The organism is Hoeflea sp. AS16, assembly GCF_038900095.1.
Lineage (GTDB): Bacteria > Pseudomonadota > Alphaproteobacteria > Rhizobiales > Rhizobiaceae > Hoeflea.
Map to the genome: position 1 here is coordinate 207823 of NZ_JBBMQQ010000003.1, position 21456 is coordinate 229278.

At 61.7% G+C, this 21456-nt stretch carries 18 protein-coding genes and 2 tRNA genes; 9 read left to right on the forward strand and 11 right to left on the reverse strand.

The window, feature by feature from the left end; all coding sequences use genetic code 11:
* Positions 1 to 42: 42 nt before the first annotated feature.
* The 7 genes from WNY80_RS09475 to WNY80_RS09505 form a co-directional block, all read right to left on the reverse strand.
* Positions 43 to 1461, reverse strand: a complete 1419-nt coding sequence (locus WNY80_RS09475; RefSeq protein ID WP_342887122.1) for a phosphomannomutase — start codon at positions 1459 to 1461, stop codon at positions 43 to 45.
* A gap of 89 nt (positions 1462 to 1550) precedes the next feature.
* Positions 1551 to 3797 carry an AGE family epimerase/isomerase gene (locus WNY80_RS09480; protein ID WP_342887123.1) on the reverse strand — a complete coding sequence of 749 codons (2247 nt, stop codon included), beginning with the start codon at positions 3795 to 3797 and terminating at the stop codon, positions 1551 to 1553.
* A 138-nt stretch (positions 3798 to 3935) separates the two neighbouring features.
* Positions 3936 to 4928 carry an NAD(P)H-dependent glycerol-3-phosphate dehydrogenase gene (locus tag WNY80_RS09485; protein WP_342887124.1) on the reverse strand — a complete coding sequence of 331 codons (993 nt, stop codon included), beginning with the start codon at positions 4926 to 4928 and terminating at the stop codon, positions 3936 to 3938.
* A gap of 104 nt (positions 4929 to 5032) precedes the next feature.
* Positions 5033 to 6370: an FAD-binding oxidoreductase gene (locus WNY80_RS09490; protein ID WP_342887125.1), complete on the reverse strand. Its 1338-nt coding sequence runs from the start codon at positions 6368 to 6370 to the stop codon at positions 5033 to 5035.
* Positions 6371 to 6375: 5 nt separating this feature from the next.
* Positions 6376 to 7815 carry a UbiA family prenyltransferase gene (locus tag WNY80_RS09495; RefSeq protein ID WP_342887126.1) on the reverse strand — a complete coding sequence of 480 codons (1440 nt, stop codon included), beginning with the start codon at positions 7813 to 7815 and terminating at the stop codon, positions 6376 to 6378.
* A 240-nt stretch (positions 7816 to 8055) separates the two neighbouring features.
* Positions 8056 to 8131 (reverse strand) — tRNA-Ala (locus WNY80_RS09500).
* 177 nt (positions 8132 to 8308) lie between these two features.
* The gene (locus WNY80_RS09505; protein WP_342887127.1) at positions 8309 to 8701 is read right to left on the reverse strand and encodes a TIGR02300 family protein; all 393 of its coding nucleotides are present in this window, start codon (positions 8699 to 8701) and stop codon (positions 8309 to 8311) included.
* 219 nt (positions 8702 to 8920) lie between these two features.
* Between WNY80_RS09505 and aroA the strand changes: the two genes are divergently transcribed.
* The 7 genes from aroA (at position 8921) to WNY80_RS09540 (ending at position 14920) form a co-directional block, all read left to right on the forward strand.
* The gene (gene aroA, locus WNY80_RS09510) at positions 8921 to 10279 is read left to right on the forward strand and encodes a 3-phosphoshikimate 1-carboxyvinyltransferase (RefSeq protein WP_342887128.1); all 1359 of its coding nucleotides are present in this window, start codon (positions 8921 to 8923) and stop codon (positions 10277 to 10279) included.
* Complete coding sequence (locus tag WNY80_RS09515; protein ID WP_342887129.1) at positions 10276 to 10914, forward strand: 2-hydroxychromene-2-carboxylate isomerase; 639 nt, start codon at positions 10276 to 10278, stop codon at positions 10912 to 10914. Before aroA ends, WNY80_RS09515 begins: the two co-directional genes overlap by 4 nt.
* An 85-nt stretch (positions 10915 to 10999) precedes the next feature.
* Positions 11000 to 11647, forward strand: a complete 648-nt coding sequence (locus WNY80_RS09520) for an FMN-binding negative transcriptional regulator (protein ID WP_342887130.1) — start codon at positions 11000 to 11002, stop codon at positions 11645 to 11647.
* A complete protein-coding gene (cmk, locus tag WNY80_RS09525) occupies positions 11644 to 12291 on the forward strand; it encodes a (d)CMP kinase (protein ID WP_342887131.1) in 648 nt (215 codons plus the stop codon). Before WNY80_RS09520 ends, cmk begins: the two co-directional genes overlap by 4 nt.
* 139 nt (positions 12292 to 12430) lie before the next feature.
* Complete coding sequence (rpsA, locus tag WNY80_RS09530) at positions 12431 to 14137, forward strand: 30S ribosomal protein S1 (protein ID WP_342887132.1); 1707 nt, start codon at positions 12431 to 12433, stop codon at positions 14135 to 14137.
* Positions 14138 to 14335: 198 nt separating this feature from the next.
* Positions 14336 to 14617, forward strand: coding sequence for a type II toxin-antitoxin system RelE/ParE family toxin (locus WNY80_RS09535; protein ID WP_342887133.1), 282 nt, complete (start codon positions 14336 to 14338; stop codon positions 14615 to 14617).
* Positions 14618 to 14629: 12 nt separating this feature from the next.
* Positions 14630 to 14920 (forward strand): HigA family addiction module antitoxin, encoded by a 291-nt coding sequence (locus tag WNY80_RS09540; protein ID WP_342887134.1) that lies wholly within the window; start codon positions 14630 to 14632, stop codon positions 14918 to 14920.
* Positions 14921 to 15684: 764 nt separating this feature from the next.
* On the opposite strand, the gene WNY80_RS09545 is transcribed toward WNY80_RS09540, so the two are convergent.
* From WNY80_RS09545 to WNY80_RS09560, 4 genes are all read right to left on the reverse strand, one after another.
* Entirely contained in the window at positions 15685 to 16308 is a 624-nt protein-coding gene (locus tag WNY80_RS09545; protein ID WP_342887135.1) for a ribonuclease D, read from the reverse strand.
* Between the two features lie 129 nt (positions 16309 to 16437).
* Entirely contained in the window at positions 16438 to 17430 is a 993-nt protein-coding gene (locus WNY80_RS09550; RefSeq protein WP_342887136.1) for a BMP family ABC transporter substrate-binding protein, read from the reverse strand.
* A 208-nt stretch (positions 17431 to 17638) separates the two neighbouring features.
* On the reverse strand, positions 17639 to 18292 hold the full coding sequence (gene msrA, locus WNY80_RS09555) for a peptide-methionine (S)-S-oxide reductase MsrA (RefSeq protein WP_342887137.1): 654 nt from the start codon (positions 18290 to 18292) through the stop codon (positions 17639 to 17641).
* A 173-nt stretch (positions 18293 to 18465) separates the two neighbouring features.
* Positions 18466 to 18783, reverse strand: coding sequence for a hypothetical protein (locus tag WNY80_RS09560; RefSeq protein ID WP_342887138.1), 318 nt, complete (start codon positions 18781 to 18783; stop codon positions 18466 to 18468).
* A gap of 299 nt (positions 18784 to 19082) precedes the next feature.
* Here WNY80_RS09560 and WNY80_RS09565 point away from each other — a divergent pair.
* Positions 19083 to 19172, forward strand: a tRNA-Ser gene (locus WNY80_RS09565).
* Between the two features lie 640 nt (positions 19173 to 19812).
* Positions 19813 to 21429 carry a tyrosine-type recombinase/integrase gene (locus WNY80_RS09570; protein WP_342887139.1) on the forward strand — a complete coding sequence of 539 codons (1617 nt, stop codon included), beginning with the start codon at positions 19813 to 19815 and terminating at the stop codon, positions 21427 to 21429.
* Positions 21430 to 21456: the final 27 nt, after the last annotated feature.

The window sequence follows — 21456 nt, forward strand, 5'->3', positions numbered from 1 at the left end:
CCGCGATCTCCACAGTCTCGATTGTTGGCGGTCCTTCGAATTTCACTCTTTGCCGGTGACGGCCCTGACCCGGTCACGGGTGCGGGCGATCAGATCGTGCGCCAGGGCTTCAGTTGCCGCCTCGCTGTAGATCCGCATTTCCGGCGCATTGCCGGAAGGCCGCAGATGCACGATTTTGCCGCTTTCAAGGGCAACCCGCAGGCCGTCGGTAACGTCAACGCCCGAGACCTGCCCCAAGGGCTCGAAAAACCGGTTTCGCGCCGCTTCGTCCTTTGACAGCTCGGTAACGAGAGCCTGGCTGACGGCAGTCGGGAAGTTCTCGATCCGGTCACTGGCCGCGACCGGCAGGTCCAGGCCTGCGACATGGGCGGAGAGCGATTGTCCGGCGGCACGTGCGGCGGCAAAGGCGCAAAGAATCGGCAAGACGCTGTCGCGCGTCGGCAGGGCTGCGAGCTCCGCATCCCCTGCCTTGATCGCATTGCCGGTCAGCACGCCGCCATTGGCTTCAAAGCCGATGACACATTGGCGGCCCACGGCCAGGGCTTCGCTCATCCCGGCAATGACGAAGGGTGAGCCCACCCTGGTGCGGCGGACCTCGGCCGGGCAACGGCTTTCGATGCCGGAATTGGAGGTCACCGGCGTGACCACGGCATCCGCACCGAGATAGCGGGCAACAATCAGGCCCAGAGCATCGCCCCTGAGCACCTGCCCCGTCTCGTCGACAACCAGGGGACGGTCGCCGTCGCCATCGGCGGAGACCAGTCCGTCAAGCGCTTGCGAGCGCACCCAGCCGGCGGCCAGCGTCCTCGTCTCCTGCGAGACAGCTTCGGTATCGACCGGGATGAAGACGCTCGATTTGCCAAGCCGGATGACGTCAACGCCCGCGTCCTGCAGAATGGCGGCCAGGGCGTCGCTCGCCGCGGAACTGTGTTCATAAAGCCCTATACGCAGGCCGCTGAGAAGCCCGCCGGGGGCAAAGCCGCGGTAGCGTTCAATGAAACCTGCGTTGGCTTCCGAGGACCGGTCACGCATGATCTGCGCCACCGGCAAGGGCTCGTTGCATGCGGGCGCGAGGCTGGAGATCGCCAACTCGTCGTTTTTGTCGATCTCGCCATCGGGCCGGTAGAACTTGACGCCGTTGCGGTCATCGGGGATGTGCGAGCCGGTGATCATCAGCGCCGCGGCTCCCTTGCCCATCGCATAAAGCGCCAGCGCCGGGGTTGGCAGCATGCCGCAATCCACCGGTTCGAGACCTTCGGCATTCAGCGCTGCGGCACATTGGGCAGAGATCTCCGGACTGGAGGCACGCATGTCGCGGCCGATGAAGACCGGCGCTCCGGCGTCCGCCATTCCGGTCTGCCGGAGATGCCGGGCAAAGGCGCGGGCATGGGCGGCGGCGGTGCCGTCAGTCAGATCCCCGACGAGGCCGCGAAGCCCGCTTGTGCCGAATTTCGCAGCCATTTCCGTCTTTCTCCCGTTGATTCCTGAACCCGGCTCACGTGCCCGGTCCCGTCAGCAATTTGCCAGGCTGGAACCGCCCACCTGATCGCTCAGGGCAGCATTTCCTCGTGCCTGAGATACTCCACCAGCGCGCAGAACACGTGGTAGAACGTGCTTGTCGGCATATCCTTCGAGATCACCCGGCCATTGGGGTCGATCTGATCGTACCAGCCGCCCGGCTCGGGCGTTGTCAGATAGCGGTTGAAGATGACGTCGAGCATGCGGATGAACAGCGTCTCGTCGCCCGGCAGCCCTTCGGCGCGGGCCAGCAATCCAGCCTTGAGCGCTTCGGTCTGACACCAGAGCCTGGCCGTTCCAACCATGTCGGAGCCGTCGGGCGCCATCGAATCGCAGACCGCGTCGGTGCCCCGGGCATGGCCGAAGGCATGGCTGGTGGCATAGAGCTTGCGGCAATATTCCTTGAGACCGGGCTGGTCGGCGAAGCGCGCCTGGCGCAAAAGCAGCCAGACCCATTCGTAATGGTGGCCGGGTTCGACGCGGGAGGGCTTGTCCGCACGCACCGACCAGTCACGCTCGAAATGCTCGGTCACGCTCCAGTTCTCGGGGTTGAAGAACACCGTTGTGAACAGGTCAACGGCGGTCTGGGCGCGATCGAGAAAGGCACTTTCGCCGGTGACTTCATACCAGGCCTGCATCGCCTCGAGATAATGCATGTGCGGATTGGCGCGGCGGTAATCGAGCCGCAAGCTGGATTCGTAGAACCCGCCATTGGCGCGGTCGACCAGGTGATCGTCCATGTAGCTGATGGTGCGCTCGGCCCAGACCCTTGCTTCAGGCCATTTGGTCGCCTTCCACAGCCAGGCCAGCGCCAGCAGCACAAAGCACTGGTCATAGGTATCGCGTTGCGGGTCTTTCACCGTTCCGTCGAGGTTCCAGAGGTGAATCCAGCCGCCATCGGGATGCCAGCCGGTGGTGGTGAGCGTGGTGAAGCAGTGCTCAAGCACCTCGCGGGCATCCCCCTCCCAGCCGAGCAGTTCGGCATTGGCAAAGCAATAGATCTGCCGGGCCAGGACCCTCAATCGCTTGTAGTCGAGATCGGCCGGGCTGCCGTCATGATTGAGGGCTTCGTGGACACCGCCATGCACCCGGTCGACGCCAACGCCCGCCCAGAGCGGCAGCGCCGTATCGAACAGCCATTTGCGGATGACGCGCGGCGACGGCACGGCCCTGCCTGAATGCGCCACGGCGAGCGGCGGCCATTCGCCGGTTTTCTTGACCTGGCCGGCAATGTCCTTGACCAGGTGCGACTTGTCGCGATGAACGATCAGCAGCGCATCGGGCTGCGAGACAACGATGATGTTGTCGAGGCCCGCGACAGCCAGAAGCCGGTCTTCTGAGCGGAGATAGCTGTTGTGCACGTCGATGGTCAGCACATCGCCGAAGCGGGCATTGCCGTTGACGTCGAGTGGCGAGCCGTCATGCAGCTGGTTCCAGGAGCCCAGATCGTTCCAGTCGAAACTGGCGGCAACCACGCCGATGCGCGAGGCGTTCTCCATCACCGCGTAGTCGATCGAGATCTTGGGGCTGGCGGCAAAGGCGTCCGGATCGAGCCGGTAGCATTTGCCCTCGATATCGGCACGCTCGACGGCCAGCCTGGCCTGGGCCCAGACCTCGGGCTGCTGTCGGGCAAGTTCGGCACCCATTTCGCCTGCGCGGAACATGAAGATGCCGGCATTCCAGAAAAACCGGCCGGAGCAGAGAAAGCTCTCGGCGGTCTCGAGATCGGGCTTTTCGCGGAACCGCGACACATCGTAGACCGGGCCGTCGCCATCGCCACGCTCGATATAGCCGTACTGCGTCTCGGGCCGCGTCGGCGCAATGCCGATGGTCATGATGCCGCCGCGTTCGGCAAGCGCCTGCGCGCCGGTGCGAACCACGTCGAAAAAGGCGGACACGTCGGAAATCTGGTGGTCGGACGGCAACACCAGCACCATTCGGTCAGGATCGGTTTCGGCGAGATCGGCAATGGAGGCCGCGATTGCCGCGGCCGTGTCGCGGATGAGCGGTTCGAGCACGTAGCGTTCGACCTCGACGCTGCTGGTTTCGCCCTGCTCGGTCAGCAGCGCCTCGAAAGCGATGCCGCCGACAATCCGTGTCGGCAGGTAGCGCAGGCCTTCGCCCCTGTGATCAACGCGCTCAAGCGTGTTTGTCAGCAGGGTCTTGTCATTGACCAGCCGGTGAAACTGCTTCGGCTTGGAGTCCCGGGACATCGGCCAGAGCCGGGATCCTGCGCCGCCGCACAGGATAACAGGCGTGATGGAATGGCTTGCGACCATGAAATGCTCCGATTCGCGCGACCGAACGGCCGTCTTGCTGAATTCGCCCATTAGAACGGGAAAAAATGAAAAATCCGCTCATTCCACGGATTGCATGTTCCGAAACTGAAACCCTCGCAACAATGCCTGCTTCCTTCGTCAGTCTGCCGTTTGCGGGCTTTCCCTCTTGATAGGGCGCGACATCAGCGCGGCCCTTGCTTCTTCCGCCGACATCCCGCCCGACAGGACCAGCCCGGCGGTGTGCATGACGGGGCAGGAGATATTGTGCTGCTCCGCAATCCGATTGGCGATCGACACGGTATGCACCCCCTCGGCCAGCCTGAGGCCGGACACATCCTGACCGCGTCCGACGGCAATGCCGTAGGAAAAATTGCGCGACAGTTCGGACGAACAGGTCAACACGAGATCGCCCAGGCCCGAGAGCCCCATCAGGGTCTCGGCGCGGGCTCCCATCGCCACACCCAGCCGCACCAGTTCGGCATAGCCCCTCGTGATCAGTGCGGCTTCGGCGCTCGCGCCCATGCCGCCGCCACGGCAAATGCCGACAGCGATGGCCATCACATTCTTGAGCGAACCGCCGATCTGCACGCCGACCGTATCGTCCGACGCATAAAGCCGGATCGCATCGCCCGACAGTTCCCGCGCCAGCGATTGCGCCATCTCCTGCTCCGGCATGGCAAGCGTGAGGGCGGTCGGCAAGCCACGAACGACATCATCGGCAAAACTCGGACCCGAGAGAACCCCCACCACATGATCGGGCAGTTGCGCGGCGATCACTTCGCTCTGGGTCTGGCCGGTGCGATTGTCGATGCCCTTGGCGCAGGCAATCAGCAGTGCCCCGGAGGGCAGGTGATCGGCCGTCTGACGGGCGACCTCGCCGGTCGATTGGGCCGGGGCCACGAACAGGACAATGTCGGCCTTCTCAAGCGCATCGGCCATATCGGGCGTCGCGCGGAGCTTTTCGGGCAGGCGGGCGTCACCGATATAGGCCTTGTTCGTATGCAGACGGGAAATCTCGTCGCAGGTCCCGGAATTGCGGCCCCACATGCGCACATCATGGCCTTGCCGGACGAAGGCTGCGGCAAGCGCGGTTCCCCAGGCGCCGGCGCCGAGAATGCAGATGCGGGACATGATTCGAGGTCCTTCGCGGTTTGAGGCGGGCCAAATCGGGCCCGGGCACGTCAAGCCCTTCAATTACTGAGCGCGGACCTTCGTGGCAAGCGGGAAGAAACCGTTCAGGCGCTGGCGGCCTGCCTGCGGGAAGGCTGCTCTTCGCCCAGCACCATGGCCGTGCGGCGCCAGAAGTCGGACATCAGGGCAGGATCGCGCATGGTTTCCATTTGCCGCCACTGCGGAAACGAGGCTTCGAACATCCGCGGCGACATGCGCTGGTCCTTGTAGGGATTGAGGCCGCCACCGGCCTTGATGACGATGTCGTCGAGCGCATCGAGCATCCGCAATGTCTGATCGCCGGTATTGGCGAAATCCAGCGTCAGGGTGAACCCCGGACGCGGAAACGACATCAGGCCCGGAGAACGGGTATCGCCGAAGCGTTTGAGCACTGTCAGGAAAGACGCCGCACCATGCTTCTGGGCACACTCGATCAGGGCGATGGTGATCTCCCGCGCATTTTCCGACGGGTAGACGCTTTGATGCTGGAACAGGCCACGCGGACCGTAAAGCCGGTTCCAGCCGGTGATCGCATCCAGCGGATGGAAATAGGACGACCAGGGCACGATCCCGGTTTGCCGCTGCTTCGGCGCCCGGCCGTAATACAGCGCATTGAAAGCCTTGAGCGTCAGGCGATTGAGCAGGTTGACCGGCGGTGAGAACGGAACCGCCAACCGTGGCGCGGAGGGCGGCTTTGCCGGCCCGCCATCTTCGGCATGATCGCCTGCCATCAACACGCCGCGGCCGAGATTGCTGCCACGGGCAAGCTGGTCGATCCAGGCGACCGAATATTCATGGGCCGCATCGATCTCGTCGATCGCATCGAAATAGCCATCGATGGAGGAAAAGCGGAATGCGGTCTGGCGCACATTGGCGGAGGGAACCCGCATCAACCGGATGGACGCCTGCTCGATGATGCCGGTCAGCCCCATGCCGCCGATGGTGGCCTCGAACAGGTCGGAGTTGGTATCGGGCGAACAGAGCCTGCTCTCGCCATCGCTGCCGAGAAGATCAAAACGAAGGACAGAGCCGCCAAAGGTGCCGCGGCGGTGGTGGTTCTTGCCATGAACGTCGTTGGCAATGGCGCCACCCAGCGTCACCTGCGCGGTGCCGGGGGTGACTTCGAGAAAGAAACCGTGCGGCATTACCGCGGCAAGGATTTCCGACAGCAGGACACCGGCATCGGCGGTCAGGATACCGGTATCGGGATCGAACGCGCTGATGGCGGCTCCGGGCCGCATCGGAAGCAGACGGCCGCGGTCATTGTGGCAACTGTCGCCATAGGAGCGGCCATTGCCGAAGGGCAGGAACCCGTCCGGCGCGCTGCTGCCGAACTCGGAGGGGTGTGCGGCAGCGCGCGACCGGCGCTGCACCCTGCCCCAGCTGTCAAACCCGGATCCCATTCCGGTCACAACTGGATGGCCGAAAGCAGCACCAGGCCGGCGCCGGCGATGGTGGTGACCTGGCTGCGCCAGTCCTGCATGATGAACACCACGGGATCCTCATGCATCTGCGAGCGGCGCGCCAGCACCCAGATCCTGAGCAGCATGTAGAGGATCAACGGGCACAGCGGCCAGAGCAGGGCCGGCTGCGGATACATTGAGGCCACTTCCTTGCTGTCGACATAGAGCGCAAGAACCATCGCGGAGGAGAACGCCGAGGCGATTCCGGCCTGGGCGATCATGTCCTTGTCGCTGCCGACATAGCTGCGGCCCTTGAGCTGGGTGCCGGACTCGTCGGCGAGCTCGTCGAGTTCGACGTAGCGCTTGACCAGCGCCAGGCTGAGGAAAAAGAAGATCGAGAAGGCCAGCAACCAGAAGGACAGGTCGACCCCGGTTGCCGCAGCACCTGCGACGATGCGCACGGTGTAGAGGCCCGCAAGGGTGAACACATCGACCAGGAGCTTGCGCTTGAGCACGAAGGTGTAGACCGTCGTGATAACGGCATAGAGCGCCAGCACGGCCCAGAACATTGGCGGCAGCAGGCTCGCCAGGCCCATCGACGCCAGCAGCAGCGCAACCGCAGTGACACTGACCACCGGAATCGACACCGCGCCTGCGGCCAGCGGGCGCAGCCGCTTGCGGGGATGCTGCCGGTCATTGGCAAGATCGGAGATATCGTTGACGATATAGACTGCCGAGGCCAGGAAGCTGAACGAGAAGAACGCCGCAATCGCCGCCAGCAGCAGGCTGAGATTGGCAAATTCGTGATTGAGAACAAGCGGCACCACGATCAGGATGTTCTTGAGCCACTGGTGTACGCGGATGGATTTGAGGATCGCCAGCGATGAGACCCCGGCCAGCGGCAGCACTTCCGCCTCGTGGCTGTTGCCCCAGCGGCTCGCGGCCCGGTCGGGCGCAACGATGATGGCGCGCCGCGCTGCATCGAACACGGCGAGATCGTCGCGGCTGTTGCCGGCATAGTCAAAACCGCCATCGCCGCACAACGAGACCAGGCGCTCGCGCTTGCGGCGGGAGGTGAGGTTCTCGGTATCGGAGGAATGCAGGACGCGATCGAACAGGCCGAGATGGTCGGCAATGGTCCTGGCGGTGGATTCGGCGGCGCCGGTGACCAGCCAGACAGGCTGCCCGGACTTGCGCGCAAGCTTGATCCGTTCGAGCACCTCGGCGCGATAAGGCCAGTCGCCGCCCTCGCTCTGATAGCGGGCGGCGATCTCGCGCTTGAGCACGGCCTTGCCGGAGATGGCCCAGGCAATGACGGCAAAGAACAGCCACGGCCTGCGGATCAGCACCGAGACCAGCCCTTCCCAAAGCGTGTCCGTGGCGATCAGCGTGCCATCGAGATCAATGCAAAGTGGCACGTTCCGATTGTCGCTCACAGCATCCATGATTTTTTCCCCGCTTCTGTCCGGCCCGAGCCTTGAGGGAAAAACACTTCAATTCCGGTAAAAAATGCCGATTTCCGCGGATTCATGCCGTCCGGGCACGCAGTTTTGCGCGGTGTGGTTATCAAAACATTGCCGGAAACACTTCAGGCTGTGGTTGTGCCGCATCGACAGAACACCACGACAGCACGGGCGCAGAGGTGCGCCTGACGCGGCATCGACGGAAATGGAAAAGTGGGGAAATGGTGGAGCCAAGCGGGATCGAACCGCTGACCTCCTGCATGCCATGCAGGCGCTCTCCCAGCTGAGCTATGGCCCCGGGACGCAAAGGATTGATGTCAGACTTCAATCCTCGCGAGTTGCCAACCACACTTTCGTGGTGGGCAGGTGCGGCTTCATACTTCTGCAGCCGCACAAGATCAAGATGAAAATTCAATCCTTTTTGCAGTTTTGAAAAACCTGGCGGCTTTCAGCGCAAAAGGTCGAATTCATTCACTCAATCGTCGTCCTCGTCATTGACGCCAATGATGTCGCTGACATCGTCGTCATCATCATCGTCATCATCGGCGAGGAATGTATCGTCATCGTCGTCTTCGATTTCGACATCGTCGTCGATATCGGGAAGATCGTCGGACTTGCCAGTGCTCTTGGCATCCTCGTCAGCTTCCTCAAGCGATACGATTTCCACGTCAGCCGATTCTGCCTCGACTTCCGCAACTTCTTCCTCTTCCTCTTTCTCGATCACGGCGATCTGGGCCGTCTCTTCGAAAAAGGAAATCGGATATTCTTTCCCCGTATAGGGCGATACGATTGGATCTTTGTTCAGATCATAGAATTTGCGCCCGGTTTCGGGGCAAACGCGTTTTGTTCCAAGTTCCGGTTTTGCCACTGTCGAAGCCTCTTGAACTGGCAGGAGAGCGAAGGTTGGAGTGCCTGCCTCCCGTTTCGGCGGGTCCGGTCCCCATAATGATGTTGAACCCGGCTGTCAAAGCCATTCTCGCGAAAAAATGAACCAAGCCGGATGACGCTTCCCGCAGGCCTGTGGTAGTTAACGCTGCACAGGCGCCGGAAACCGGCCCAACCCGACCCGATCAGCCGGAAACCATCCATGGGCCACGCCACCGCACTTCTTCGCCCCGCCAAAGCCACGAAAAGCCCTGCGCTCAAGGGGGATATCCGGGTTCCCGGGGACAAATCGATCTCCCACAGGGCGCTGATGCTCGGCGGGCTTGCCGCGGGCGAAACCCGGATCACCGGCCTGCTCGAGGGCGAGGACGTGATCAACACCGGCCGGGCGATGCAGGCGATGGGCGCCGCCATCCACAAGAACGGTGACGCCTGGATCGTCAACGGCGTGGGCAATGGCTGCCTGCTTGCTCCCGAGGCCGCGCTTGATTTCGGCAATGCCGGAACCGGCTGCCGCCTGACCATGGGACTGGTGGGGCCTTATGATTTCGACACGACATTTACCGGCGATGCATCGCTGTCGGGCCGGCCGATGGGGCGGGTTCTCGAGCCGTTGCGGCTGATGGGCGTACAGGTCCGGGCTGAGGCCGGCGACCGGCTGCCGGTGACATTGCGCGGCCCGCGCGCGCCGGCCCCGATCAGCTACCGGGTGCCGATGGCCTCGGCCCAGGTCAAATCCGCGGTTCTGCTGGCGGGTCTCAACACTCCGGGCATCACCACCGTGATCGAGCCGGTGCTGACCCGCGATCACACCGAAAAAATGCTCAGGGGTTTTGGCGCAGCGCTGGATGTCGAAACCGGCGCCGACGGCGCACGGATCATCCGGCTTGAAGGCCGCGGCCAGCTTGGCGGACAGATCATCGATGTTCCGGGCGACCCCTCCTCGGCAGGTTTTCCGATGGTCGCGGCATTGATCGTACCGGGATCGGACATTCTCATTCGCAATGTGGCGATGAACCCGACACGCACCGGGCTGATCCTGACGCTGCAGGAGATGGGGGCCGACATCGAGATCCTGGATCCGCGTCTGGCGGGCGGCGAGGATGTCGCCGATCTCAGGGTCAGGGCGTCCGAACTCGAGGGCGTCACCGTGCCGGCCGAGCGGGCGCCGTTGATGATCGACGAATATCCGGTGCTCGCCATCGCCGCGAGTTTCGCCAGCGGCGAGACACTCATGCAGGGGCTCGAGGAATTGCGGGTGAAGGAGAGCGACCGGCTGGCCGCCGTGGCGCGGGGGCTCGAGATCAACGGAGTCGACTGCACCGAAGGCAAGGACTGGCTGTCGGTGCGTGGGCGACCGGATGGCAAGGGACTGGGCGCAACCTCCCGGGACGCAGTTGTCGCCACCTGGCTTGACCATCGCATTGCCATGAGCTTCCTTGTCATGGGCCTTGCCAGCGAGACCCCGGTTCAAGTCGATGACTGCTCGATCATCGCCACCAGCTTTCCGGACTTCATGGACCTTATGGCCGGCCTTGGCGCGGAGATCACAGAATCATGAAACGGACTTTCGAATTTCACTACGACCTGATCTCGCCGTTTGCCCATGTGGCGCTGGCGCGGCTTGATGAATTGCCGGACGATGTAACGGTGAAGCCGGTTCCGGTTCTGCTCGGGGCCATTCTGCATCATTGGGGCCAGCGCGGGCCGGCGGAAATTTCCGCCAAGCGGCTTCATACCTACCGGCAGTCGGTTTTCCTCGGCAGGCAGCATGGCGTCGATATCCGGTTTCCGCCGCGCCATCCATTCAATCCGCTGAAAGCGCTGCGGATGATGGCCGGCGCCGATGCGGATCTGGAAACAGTGCGCCGGGCCTTCGATTTTGTCTTCTCGCAAGGCCGCGCGCCCGATACCGACGAGGAACTGGCCGGTTTTGCCGAAGCCGTCGGGATCGCGGTGGAGCTTGCCGGCGACGACGCGGCCAAGGCGGCGCTGAGGGCAAACACGGACCGGGCGATCGAGTGCGGTGTCTTTGGCGTGCCGAGCCTTGTCTGCGCGGCAAAGACAGGCCACGAAGTGTTCTGGGGCGTCGATGCCTTCGACATGCTGCTGGCCTGGCTTGATGACGAAACCCTGTTTGACCGCGAGCCCTTCCGGCACCTTGATGACGTCACCATCGGGATTGAACGCAAGTGAGCGCGCGCAAGCCTTATTGAATTGTCGGGGCAAGCCGCTTGCCTCAAACGCCCATGATCCCGGTTCCGGGACAGGAGCAGTGCTGATGTATCTGCCGCCACAATTTGCCGAAAGCGACGAGGCCGTGCTGCGGGCGCTGATCGAGGCGCATCCGCTGGGCCTGCTGATTTCGACCTCTGCCGACGACCTGCTGGCCAATCCGGTGCCCTTCCTCGTTTCAGTGACGGATGGCACCACGACGCTGCGCGCCCATGTGTCGAAGGCAAACCCGCAATGGCGCCACATCAAGGACGGCGCCCAGGTGCTGGTGGTCTTCCAGGGCGCCGACACCTATGTCACCCCGTCCTGGTATGCCTCCAAGGCCGAGCACGGCAAGGTGGTGCCGACATGGAACTACGCCATGGTGCAGGCGCGCGGAGCCGCGACGGTACATGAAGGACCCGAATGGCTTGGCCAGCAGGTGAATGAGCTGACCGACCGGCACGAGGCCGGCCGGCCGGCGCCCTGGAAGGTCGGCGATGCGCCGGAGGCGTTCGTGGCAGCGCAATTGCGAGGCATCGTCGGCATCGAAATCAGCGTCAGCCAGTTGACCGGGAAATGGAAAGTCAGCCAGAACCGGCCCGAAGCGGACCGGCGCGGGGTTCACGCCGGACTGGTGAGCCAGGGAGACGGCGACATGGCCGAGCTGGTCGGCCTCTATGGTGGCCTGCAGCAAGACAAGGACGAAAAATGACATCTGGAACTCCCCACATCGTGATTGCCGTGGACGGACCGGCGGCTGCGGGCAAAGGCACCCTGTCGCGCAGGCTTGGTCAGCACTATGGCCTCAACCACCTCGACACCGGCCTGACCTACCGGGCGACGGCCAAGGCGCTGCTCGACCGCGGTTTGCCGCTGGATGACGAGGAGGTGGCGGCACAAACCGCGCGCGCGCTCGATCTGTCGGACCTCGACCGCTCGGTCCTGTCGGCCCACGATATCGGCGAAGCGGCCTCGAAGGTCGCGGTGATGCCAAAGGTGCGCCGGGCGCTTGTGGAAGCGCAACGCGCCTTTGCAGGAACCGCGCCGGGGGCCGTGCTTGACGGCCGCGACATCGGAACGGTTGTCTGCCCGGATGCGCTGATCAAGTTCTACGTGACGGCAAGCCCGGCGGTGCGCGCCAAACGGCGTTACGACGAAATCACCGGCAATGGCGGAGAGGCCGATCTGGCCTCGATCCTGGCCGACATTGAAAAACGCGACGCCCGCGACACCGAACGGTCCGACTCGCCGCTTCGCCCCGCAGCGGATGCGCACTTGCTAGATACCACCGAAATGGGTATAGAAGCCGCGTTCGAAGCTGCCCGTCGTCTTGTGGATGCTGCGCTCGGACGTTGAACTAACGCCAGCGAGCCTGTCCCGCGCCGTACTTGTCCCGCCTCATGCAAGGTTTGGGACAGACAGGCATCGCCGGTCCGACCAACACCAACCAGGCGCATCCGACCGCAGAATGACGACGCGGTCGCCAGGAGAATTCATGTCTAACACTGAAACCATGACAGAGGATTTCGCATCCCTGTTTGCCGAGTCGCTTGCCACGCAGGACCTCGCCGAAGGCTATGTTGCCAAGGGCACCGTGATGGCCATCGAGAAGGACGTCGCGATCATCGACGTCGGTCTCAAGGTCGAGGGCCGCGTACCGCTGAAGGAATTCGGCGCAAAGGCCAAGGACGGCACGCTCAAGGTCGGCGATGAAGTCGAAGTCTATGTCGAGCGCATCGAAAACGCACTTGGCGAAGCCATGCTGTCGCGCGAGAAGGCTCGCCGCGAGGAAAGCTGGGTCCGTCTCGAAGAGAAGTTCAACGCGCAGGAGCGTGTTGAAGGTGTCATCTTCAACCAGGTCAAGGGCGGCTTCACCGTCGATCTGGACGGCGCCGTGGCATTCCTGCCGCGTTCGCAGGTCGACATCCGTCCGATCCGCGACGTGTCCCCGCTGATGCACATCCCGCAGCCGTTTGAAATCCTGAAAATGGACAAGCGCCGCGGCAACATCGTTGTCTCGCGCCGTACCGTTCTCGAAGAGAGCCGTGCCGAACAGCGTTCGGAAATCGTGCAGAACCTTGAAGAAGGCCAGACCGTTGAAGGCATGGTCAAGAACATCACCGATTACGGTGCGTTCGTTGATCTTGGCGGCATCGATGGCCTGCTGCACGTCACCGACATGGCATGGCGCCGCGTCAACCATCCGTCCGAGATCCTGTCGATCGGCCAGACCGTCAAGGTCCAGATCATCCGGATCAACCAGGACACACACCGCATCTCGCTGGGCATGAAGCAGCTGGAAAGCGATCCGTGGGATGGCATCGGCGTCAAGTACCCTGCCGGCAAGCGCATCACCGGTACCGTGACCAACATCACCGACTACGGCGCATTCGTCGAACTGGAGCCGGGCATCGAAGGCCTGATCCACGTTTCGGAAATGTCCTGGACCAAGAAGAACGTGCATCCCGGAAAGATCCTGTCCACGACGCAGGAAGTTGACGTTGTCGTTCTCGAAGTCGACCCGAACAAGCGCCGCATCTCGCTCGGCCTCAAGCAGACGCTCGAGAATCCGTGGGAAGTGTTCGCACAGAGCCACCCTGCCGGCACCGAAGTCGAAGGCGAAGTCAAGAACAAGACCGAATTCGGCCTGTTCATCGGCCTCGAAGGCGATGTCGACGGCATGGTTCACCTCTCCGACCTCGACTGGAACCGTCCAGGCGAACAGGTCATCGAGGAGTTCAACAAGGGCGACATGGTCAAGGCCGTCGTGCTCGACGTCGATGTCGACAAGGAACGCATCTCGCTGGGCATCAAGCAGCTTGGCAAGGATTCCATCGGCGACGCAGCCGCCTCCGGCGAACTGCGCAAGAACGCTGTCGTTTCCGCCAAGGTGACTGCGATCACCGACGGTGGCCTCGAAGTGGTTCTGGTTGATCACGAAGACCTGTCTTCGTTCATCCGCCGCTCGGACCTGTCGCGTGACCGTGACGAGCAGCGCCCAGAGCGTTTCTCGGTCGGCCAGACGGTCGATGCCCGCGTCACCAGCTTCTCCAAGAAGGACCGCAAGGTCGGTCTGTCGATCAAGGCGCTGGAAATCGCCGAAGAGAAGCAGGCAGTTGCACAGTTCGGTTCGTCCGACTCGGGCGCATCGCTCGGCGACATTCTCGGCGCAGCCCTGAAGAAGCAGAACAGCGACGACTGATCCTTCCCGGATCTGACGTCAGACAAACGAAACCCGCCGGAGCGATCCGGCGGGTTTTTTGATGGGCCGGCCTTCCCCCTCTCCCCTTGTGGGAGAGGACAAAAAAATCATGGTCTTGGTGCGCAGCGCCAAGTCCTGGATTTTCCAGGCGAAGGGAAAATAATTGACGAGATGTTCAGTACGTGATACGTATCACGTATGATTGTGTCATTTGCCAATGCAGAAACTGAGGCTGTGTTTAACGGCGATCCCGTCAAAGGCTTGCAACCCGGTATCTGTAGAACAGCGAGGCGCAAACTCGATCAGATTAACAGCGTTAGTTCGGTCGAACAGCTAAGAAGCCCGCCCGGCAATAAGCTACACCCGCTGACAAAAGACCGCTTAGGCCAATGGGCCATATGGATAAATGATCAGTACAGGATATGTTTTCGATTTGAAAACGGATTAGCCTCGCTGGTCGAGATAACAGACTACCACTAGGAGGTTACGGCGATGCGCTTACCTACAAATCGACTGCCGACACACCCCGGCGAAATGCTCCTTGAAGAGTTTATGAAGCCATATGGTCTGTCTGCTCGTAAAGTCGCGACCATGATTGGCGTGCCCGCAAATCGGATATCTGAGATAGTGGCTGGAAACCGCTCTGTCACAGCCGATACGGCACATCGCCTCGATAAGCTTTTCGGGATGGGGGTTGATACGTGGCTTAGCCTACAGGCGCATTATGACGCGGCTCTTGCTCTACAGCAGCACGACTATTCCGAAATAAAGCTATACGCCTAGCGCCAAGTCATAGATTTTTTCTGGTGAGGGGGAAGTTCCGCGCACTGAAACCGTCCCCCTCTCTTGTAAAAACTATGACTTAGCTAAAGCTAAGGTGCTGAAATTCGCATCCTCCCTCGCCGAGGGGGAAAGGGTGTGCGTCGTACAATCTCACCAAATCCGCCCATCATTTTGTCCCCACCCTCCAAACCCCGTGCCATCATTGCAGCACTCCCGCTGCCGGATGGGCCCGCGAACGTGTCGGTCCAGGCGGGGGGAAGGCCTCCGGGGGCTTGCCGTAACGTGCGGCAGGACGATAGAGGAGGCGGTGCACCGGCGGGTTCCGCTGGCAGCTTTGGCGTCCGACAGGGCGCCGGGCCAAGCCAGCCACCGGAGCCATCCTTGCCCCTTGTGTCCGGCCAGCGCCGGCCGGCTGTCAGGGCAAGGGTGGAGACGGGCCTGTGGCGGGCCGCCTTGCGGATGCGGGACGGGCGTGGCGTTCAGGCGCCGTCGCCCGGGCGTACCCGGATCGTCAACGCAAGGCCCAGTTCGTGCCGGACGAAGCCACCCGTCGCTGATCGCCGCCCATGTCCGGGCGGCAGGATGCGGCACGCAACTGCCTGTCGGATGTGGACATCATCCGGCGATACTCGGGCCGCGCGCGAGCCGCGCCACCGTTTGTTCATTTTTCACAAGGCAAAGCCCGCGGGCGGCCCTCCGGAATGCAAGCTCACACCCCGGCGTTTTTCGCGCGGCGTTGCTTTCGCATGTCTCGGCATTGCCGCTCAGCTATGGGCAAAAATGTCGGTTTCGTCCCAGCCCAGGAGATCCAGCTTGGCGCGGGTCGGCAGGAATTCGAAGCAGGCCTTGGCGTGGGCCTCGCGCCCGTCGCGCACCAGCCGTTCGGTCAGCTTCTCGGTCAGCGCATGCAGATGCAGCACGTCGGACGCGGCATAGTCGAGCTGCGCCTTGCTCAGGGTCTCGGCGGCCCAGTCGGAGGATTGCTGCTGCTTGGACAGGTCGATCTCGAGCAGCTCCTTGGTCACGTCCTTGAGGCCATGGCGGTCGGTGTAGGTGCGGGTGAGCCGGGAGGCGATCTTGGTGCAGAACACCGGCGTGGCGGTGACGCCGAAGGCATTGTAGAGCACCGCGATGTCAAAGCGGCCGTAGTGGAACAGCTTGCGTTTCTTGCGGTCTTTCAGCAGCGCCACCAGGTTGGGCGCCCGCTTCTGGCCAGCCGCGATCTGGATCACGTCGGCGCTGCCGTCGCCCGGCGACAGCTGCACGACGCAGAGCCGGTCGCGGCGCGGGACCAGCCCCAGGGTCTCGGTGTCGATGGCGATGTCGCCGGTGTAGCGCGCCATTGCCTTTTCAGAGATGTCGCCCTTGTGGGTGCGGATTTCGGCCATTTTGAAGTATCCCTGTTTGGTCTCTTGCCGGCTATAGCTCGGGCGCAGCCCTGCACGCAACAAAACGGCCGGGCAAGTTGTTGCCCGGCCGCTTCGAGTGTTGATCTGACCCGAAGGCCGTTACCTGCCTCAGTAAGGGCAGTTGTTGTCCGACATGTAATCGTGGACATTGATCTTGCCGGCGATGATGTCGGCCTTTGCGGCTTCGACCGCAGCCTTCATCTCGTCGGAGACCAGCGGTGCGTTGTTCTCGTCCATGGCGTAATCAACGCCATCCTCGGCCAGGCCGAGCGAGCTGAAGCCGTAGGTGAACTGGTCGTTCTTGGCATCCATGAAGGCCTTGTAGACAGCAACATCGACGCGCTTGACCATCGAGGTCAGAACCTTGCCGGGCTGCAGGCCGTTCTGGTTGGAATCGACGCCGATTCCGAGCTTGCCGGCGTCAGCTGCGGCCTGCATCACACCGATGCCGGTGCCGCCTGCTGCCGCGTAGATGACATCCGAACCCTGGTCGATCTGCGACTTGGTGATCTCGCCACCCTTGACCGGGTCGTTCCAGGCATCCGGCGTTGTGCCGGTCATGGCTTCAAGCACCTTGGCGTCGGCATTGGTGGCCAGTACGCCACCCTTGTAGCCGCAGGCGAACTTGCGGATCAGCGGGATATCCATGCCGCCGACGAAGCTGACCGTGCCGGTCTTGGAGGCGAGAGCGGCCATCACGCCGACGAGGTAGGAACCTTCCTGCTCCTTGTAGACAACCGAACGGACATTCGGCTTGTCGACGACCATGTCGATGATGGCGAAATCCGTGTCCGGATACTCGTCAGCGACCTTTTCAAGGGCAGCCGCCCAGGAGAAGCCGGCCATGACGATCGGGTTGTTGCCGTCCTTGGCAAAGCGGCGGAGCGCCTGCTCGCGCTGGGCATCGTTGGCGATCTCGAAATCACGGTAGTCGATACCGGTTTCGGTCTTGAACTTCTCGGCGCCACCATAGGCAGCCTCATTGAAGGATTTGTCGAATTTGCCGCCAAGGTCGTAAATGATTGCCGGCTTGATGTCGGCGGCCATGGCGGTCGCCGACATGGCGGCCATAGCGAGGAAGCTCAAAAGCGTGCGTTTCATGATGTGCAGCCCTGTAGGTTACTTGTTGATCTTGTTTGTTCCTCCCGCATGCCCGGTTGGGCAGACCTGCGGAAACTGCCAGCCGTTGACGGCCGGAAGCGCATATCCTTGCATGGCTTTTGTCAAAAATCCAACGCCGATTTTCGTCGCCCCGAGATAACGCAACCTCACCTTGCGTCAGCTTCATGACCGGCAGAGCAGCCGCCTGTCAGCCGGCCGCGGGGAAGCGGACACCGGTGCCCTTGGCGACCGGCTGGGCGCCGGGATTTCGCGCCGCATGCTGCTGGTGGCTGGCCTCGGCATAATAAAACGCCTCGACTGGGGCGATGCCGGTGACGATCTTGCCGGTGTGGCCGGCCTGCCCGAGGGCGGCCTGGTAGGCATCCCTGGCCTGCCCGGCTTGCGTCAGCTGTCTGTCACTCGTGGTGAAAATCGCCGAGCGGAAAAAGGTGCCGATGTCATTGCCCTGGCGCATGGGCTGGGTCGGATCATGCCGTTCGAAAAACACCTGCAGCAGTGCGTCATAGCCGATGAGGGACGGATCGAAGACAACCATCACCGTCTGGGTGTGGCCGGTCAGGCTCGAGAGAACCTCCTGGTAGGTGGGGTTGGGGGTAAAACCACCCGCATAGCCGGCGGCGGTGACATGGACGCCGGGCAAGGGCCAGAACAGCTGCTCGGCGCTGGCAAACCGGCCCATGGCGAAATAGGCAGTCTCGAGGCCATCGGCAAACGGTGGCTTCAAGGACCGGCCGTTGACGGCATGCGTGGCTGCGGTCTCGATCGGCTCGGCCCGCCCGGCGAGCGCTTCGGCGGCATCAGGCATGGTGGTCTTGCGCTGGAACATCTCGACAAGAAACATGGCTCATCCTCTGCCAGCCCGTCCGTCTTCATCGGTTCCGCATTGATCCGATGCGACGGTCCGGCTTGGTCACATCAAGCAGGAGTATGCAATGGCGGCGCCGGGTGCAACAGCCACGCCGATCCTGGCTTTGCCGTGCCGGCATTCCAGCCTGGCAGGCAGGCCTGCTGCGGTCAGGCCGCGAACCGGCCCGCAGGCCTGGTCCGGCGATAGCCGGCAAGATAAAACAGCAGCGAGAACAGCAGGAACACCGCGCACGCCGGTTGCGCCATGATCCACTGCACGATGGTGTCCCAAACCGCGGCCTGCAGATATCGGGCCTGCAGATCCAGCAGGAACGCCAGCGTATCGGGGCTGTTGGCGGTCCAGGTCGCGATCAGCGGCGTCAGCACCAGTTCGCCCGCGGCGACCGACTGAATGGCGTCGACCAACCCGGCCAGCACCGCAAACACCAGCAAAATCAAGCTCAGCACCCGTGCGACAAATCGCATTTGTTCCTCCGGTCAGGCAGCTTTGCCGCAATCACACCACAAGCCGGCATGGCAAGCCAGACCCGTGACATAGAGGCCTGAAAACTTTCATGCAATGGCAACTTGGCCACAGCCGCTCGGTCCGGCCGGATTAATGTCACCGAAACGGTCAAATAGCGGTTGCCAAGCAAGGCGTCTTGGCTATAGTGCCGCCCGATCCGGACCGGGAATTTTGATGCTTCCACATCAGGAACCGCGGCAGGGCGGCCGCCTTGACAGCGGGCGGCATGGCCGGGTACTTGCCCGTCAGACGGATATGCGGAGAGGTGGCCGAGTGGTCGAAGGCGCACGCCTGGAAAGTGTGTAGGCGGGTAACCGTCTCGAGGGTTCGAATCCCTCTCTCTCCGCCATAAAATCCGTCAACATATTGATATTTAACAGATAAATATCGACCTCCCTTTCTGGCCCCACACTCAGCCCCACATTTCGATGGGCCTTAAGACAGAGTTCCATTGAGCCGTTTTGAGATATTATGAAACGGCACTTGACGAATTGCGACGAGTCGCCGCTTTTTGGGCCCAGCACATGACGTTGCTAGTTCTTCTCCTCAAGCTGGGGGTGACTAGTCATGTCACATCGGAATGTGCCCGAAATCAAACAAGCCGATCTCTTCACTTCTGCGAAGCAGGCGTCGCCGGGTGTATCCGTGCGAGAGGCGGTAGATCCGATATCGCCAACAAACGATGGCCCTACTGCGCCCGCTTTGGAGCGCTCGAAAACCTCGCCGTCAGGCAGTGGAAAAACATCAGCAGGAACTGGCAACTCGGCAAAACCACTGCCCAAGTCCGAACAGTACTCAGGTGCCGGAGGGCCAGGCCACTTTCTGACCGTCAAACATGTATCGGCTCGCTATGACGTTGCACCCTCTACCATCTGGCGCTGGAGTGATGAGCTACCTGATTTTCCCAAACCCGTAAGATTGGGCAGTGGTGCCACCCGTTGGGTGTTAGAGGAACTGCTCGCATACGAAGCGGAGCTGCGGCGAACCAAATGAAGCGGTCATCCTGGTGGCACTGCTTCAAGGCAAACTACGTCTACGGCGTCATCGATATTATGAATGAACTGGGCATCTGCCGGAACACGGTGAGCAATCACATCAAACAAGGATTGCGGCCGATCGGTCCGAGTGTGCCGTTGCTGTTTGCCGGCTCGGAGCTCATTCGGTTCTACAAGGATCGGATGAAGTCACGTAACCGTGCGCGAGGACCGGGCGAATTCAATTGCTTGAGGTGCAAAGCCTTTGTGCTCCCGGATCCCCAGACAATACAAATTGTGGAGCGTTCAATTGCAGGCCGGAAGCGTTTTCCTCTCGCCATGGCTGTGTGTCCGGACTGCAGCGGAAAGCTGTCCCGGATCATCAGTGAAACCGAATGCGATAAGATCGGACGAGCCGCAGATTCCAAATTCAACCGAGACTCGATAGACGAATATACAGCACAGTTCCCGGCTGAAATTGGGAATCAGTCTGCTCTTTCGGAGCCTGTCTGGAACCAAAACAATGAGCGTCTCAAATATGACCTGATCATCTATTGCCGGCAATTCAACCGGAAGACGACCGATGCGATCATGCTGGCTGTTCGCGAACTTGAAACATTCCTCGGTCAAAAAGACTTTCGTCGCTACACCATCGAGGATATCGACCGTTACCGCACTGAACTTCGCCGGCGCTTGACTGCCTCTGGAACGGACCGCTTAAGCCTATCCACTGTGGCACATCGCGCTTCGCACATTCGCCGGTTTCTCGAATGGCTGATCCTGCAGGTCGGAATGGAAATCCTATCGAGGTCCTTGCCGGACTACATTAGATTGTCCAAAGCCGACACTGCACGCGCGAGCAAGCCCAAACCGAGGATCTACCCGACCGATGAAGAGGCTGTGCGGCTCGTTTCATCGATGTCCGACAAATCACTTGTCGAACTGCGAGACCAGGCGATTGTCGCGACTTCGTTCCTCTTGGGTACACGTGCCAATGCAACCGCCTCTCTCAGGGTCAAGCATATCGATCTTGAAAAGCGCTGCGCCTATCAAGTCGCAACCGAGATTCGGGTCAAGAACAGCAAGACGCAAACCACCTTTTTCTTTCCCGGCGACCCGATTTTCGAACAGAAGCTGGTCGAGTGGATCCAGAAGCTAAAGAGCCTTGGTGCGACTCCTGACGATGCCTTGTTCCCGCCAGACAAGGACCTTCACCGTGTGTCTCGCTGGTACATTGAGGGCCGGACATCAATAGAGCCCTGGGCCACCTCCAGCAGCATTGAGTTGGCGTTTCGACGGGCCAGTGAGGCAGCAAGACTCCCCTACTTCAATCCGCACTCCGCGCGCCACAATGTGTTTCTGCGAAGGGACAATCACTGTACCAACTGGCGACAACGAAAAGCTTGGTCTCACAACGGTGGCCACGAGAACGAAGCCATCACCGAGCGCAACTATGCGAAGGTGACCGACGAGGAATGCCGACAGATTTTTTCCGAGTTCGCGGATTCTAATGGTGAGACGCTCGAGGACAAGGATCTGATGCTCGACTACTACTCCAGTAAGCTTGTCCCCGGAACGCCGGAGCACAAGCGCGCATCTATGTTGGTCAGAGCGCGGATGGATCGGGGCTAAATGGAGAATTGTAAAGTCTCTTTGCTG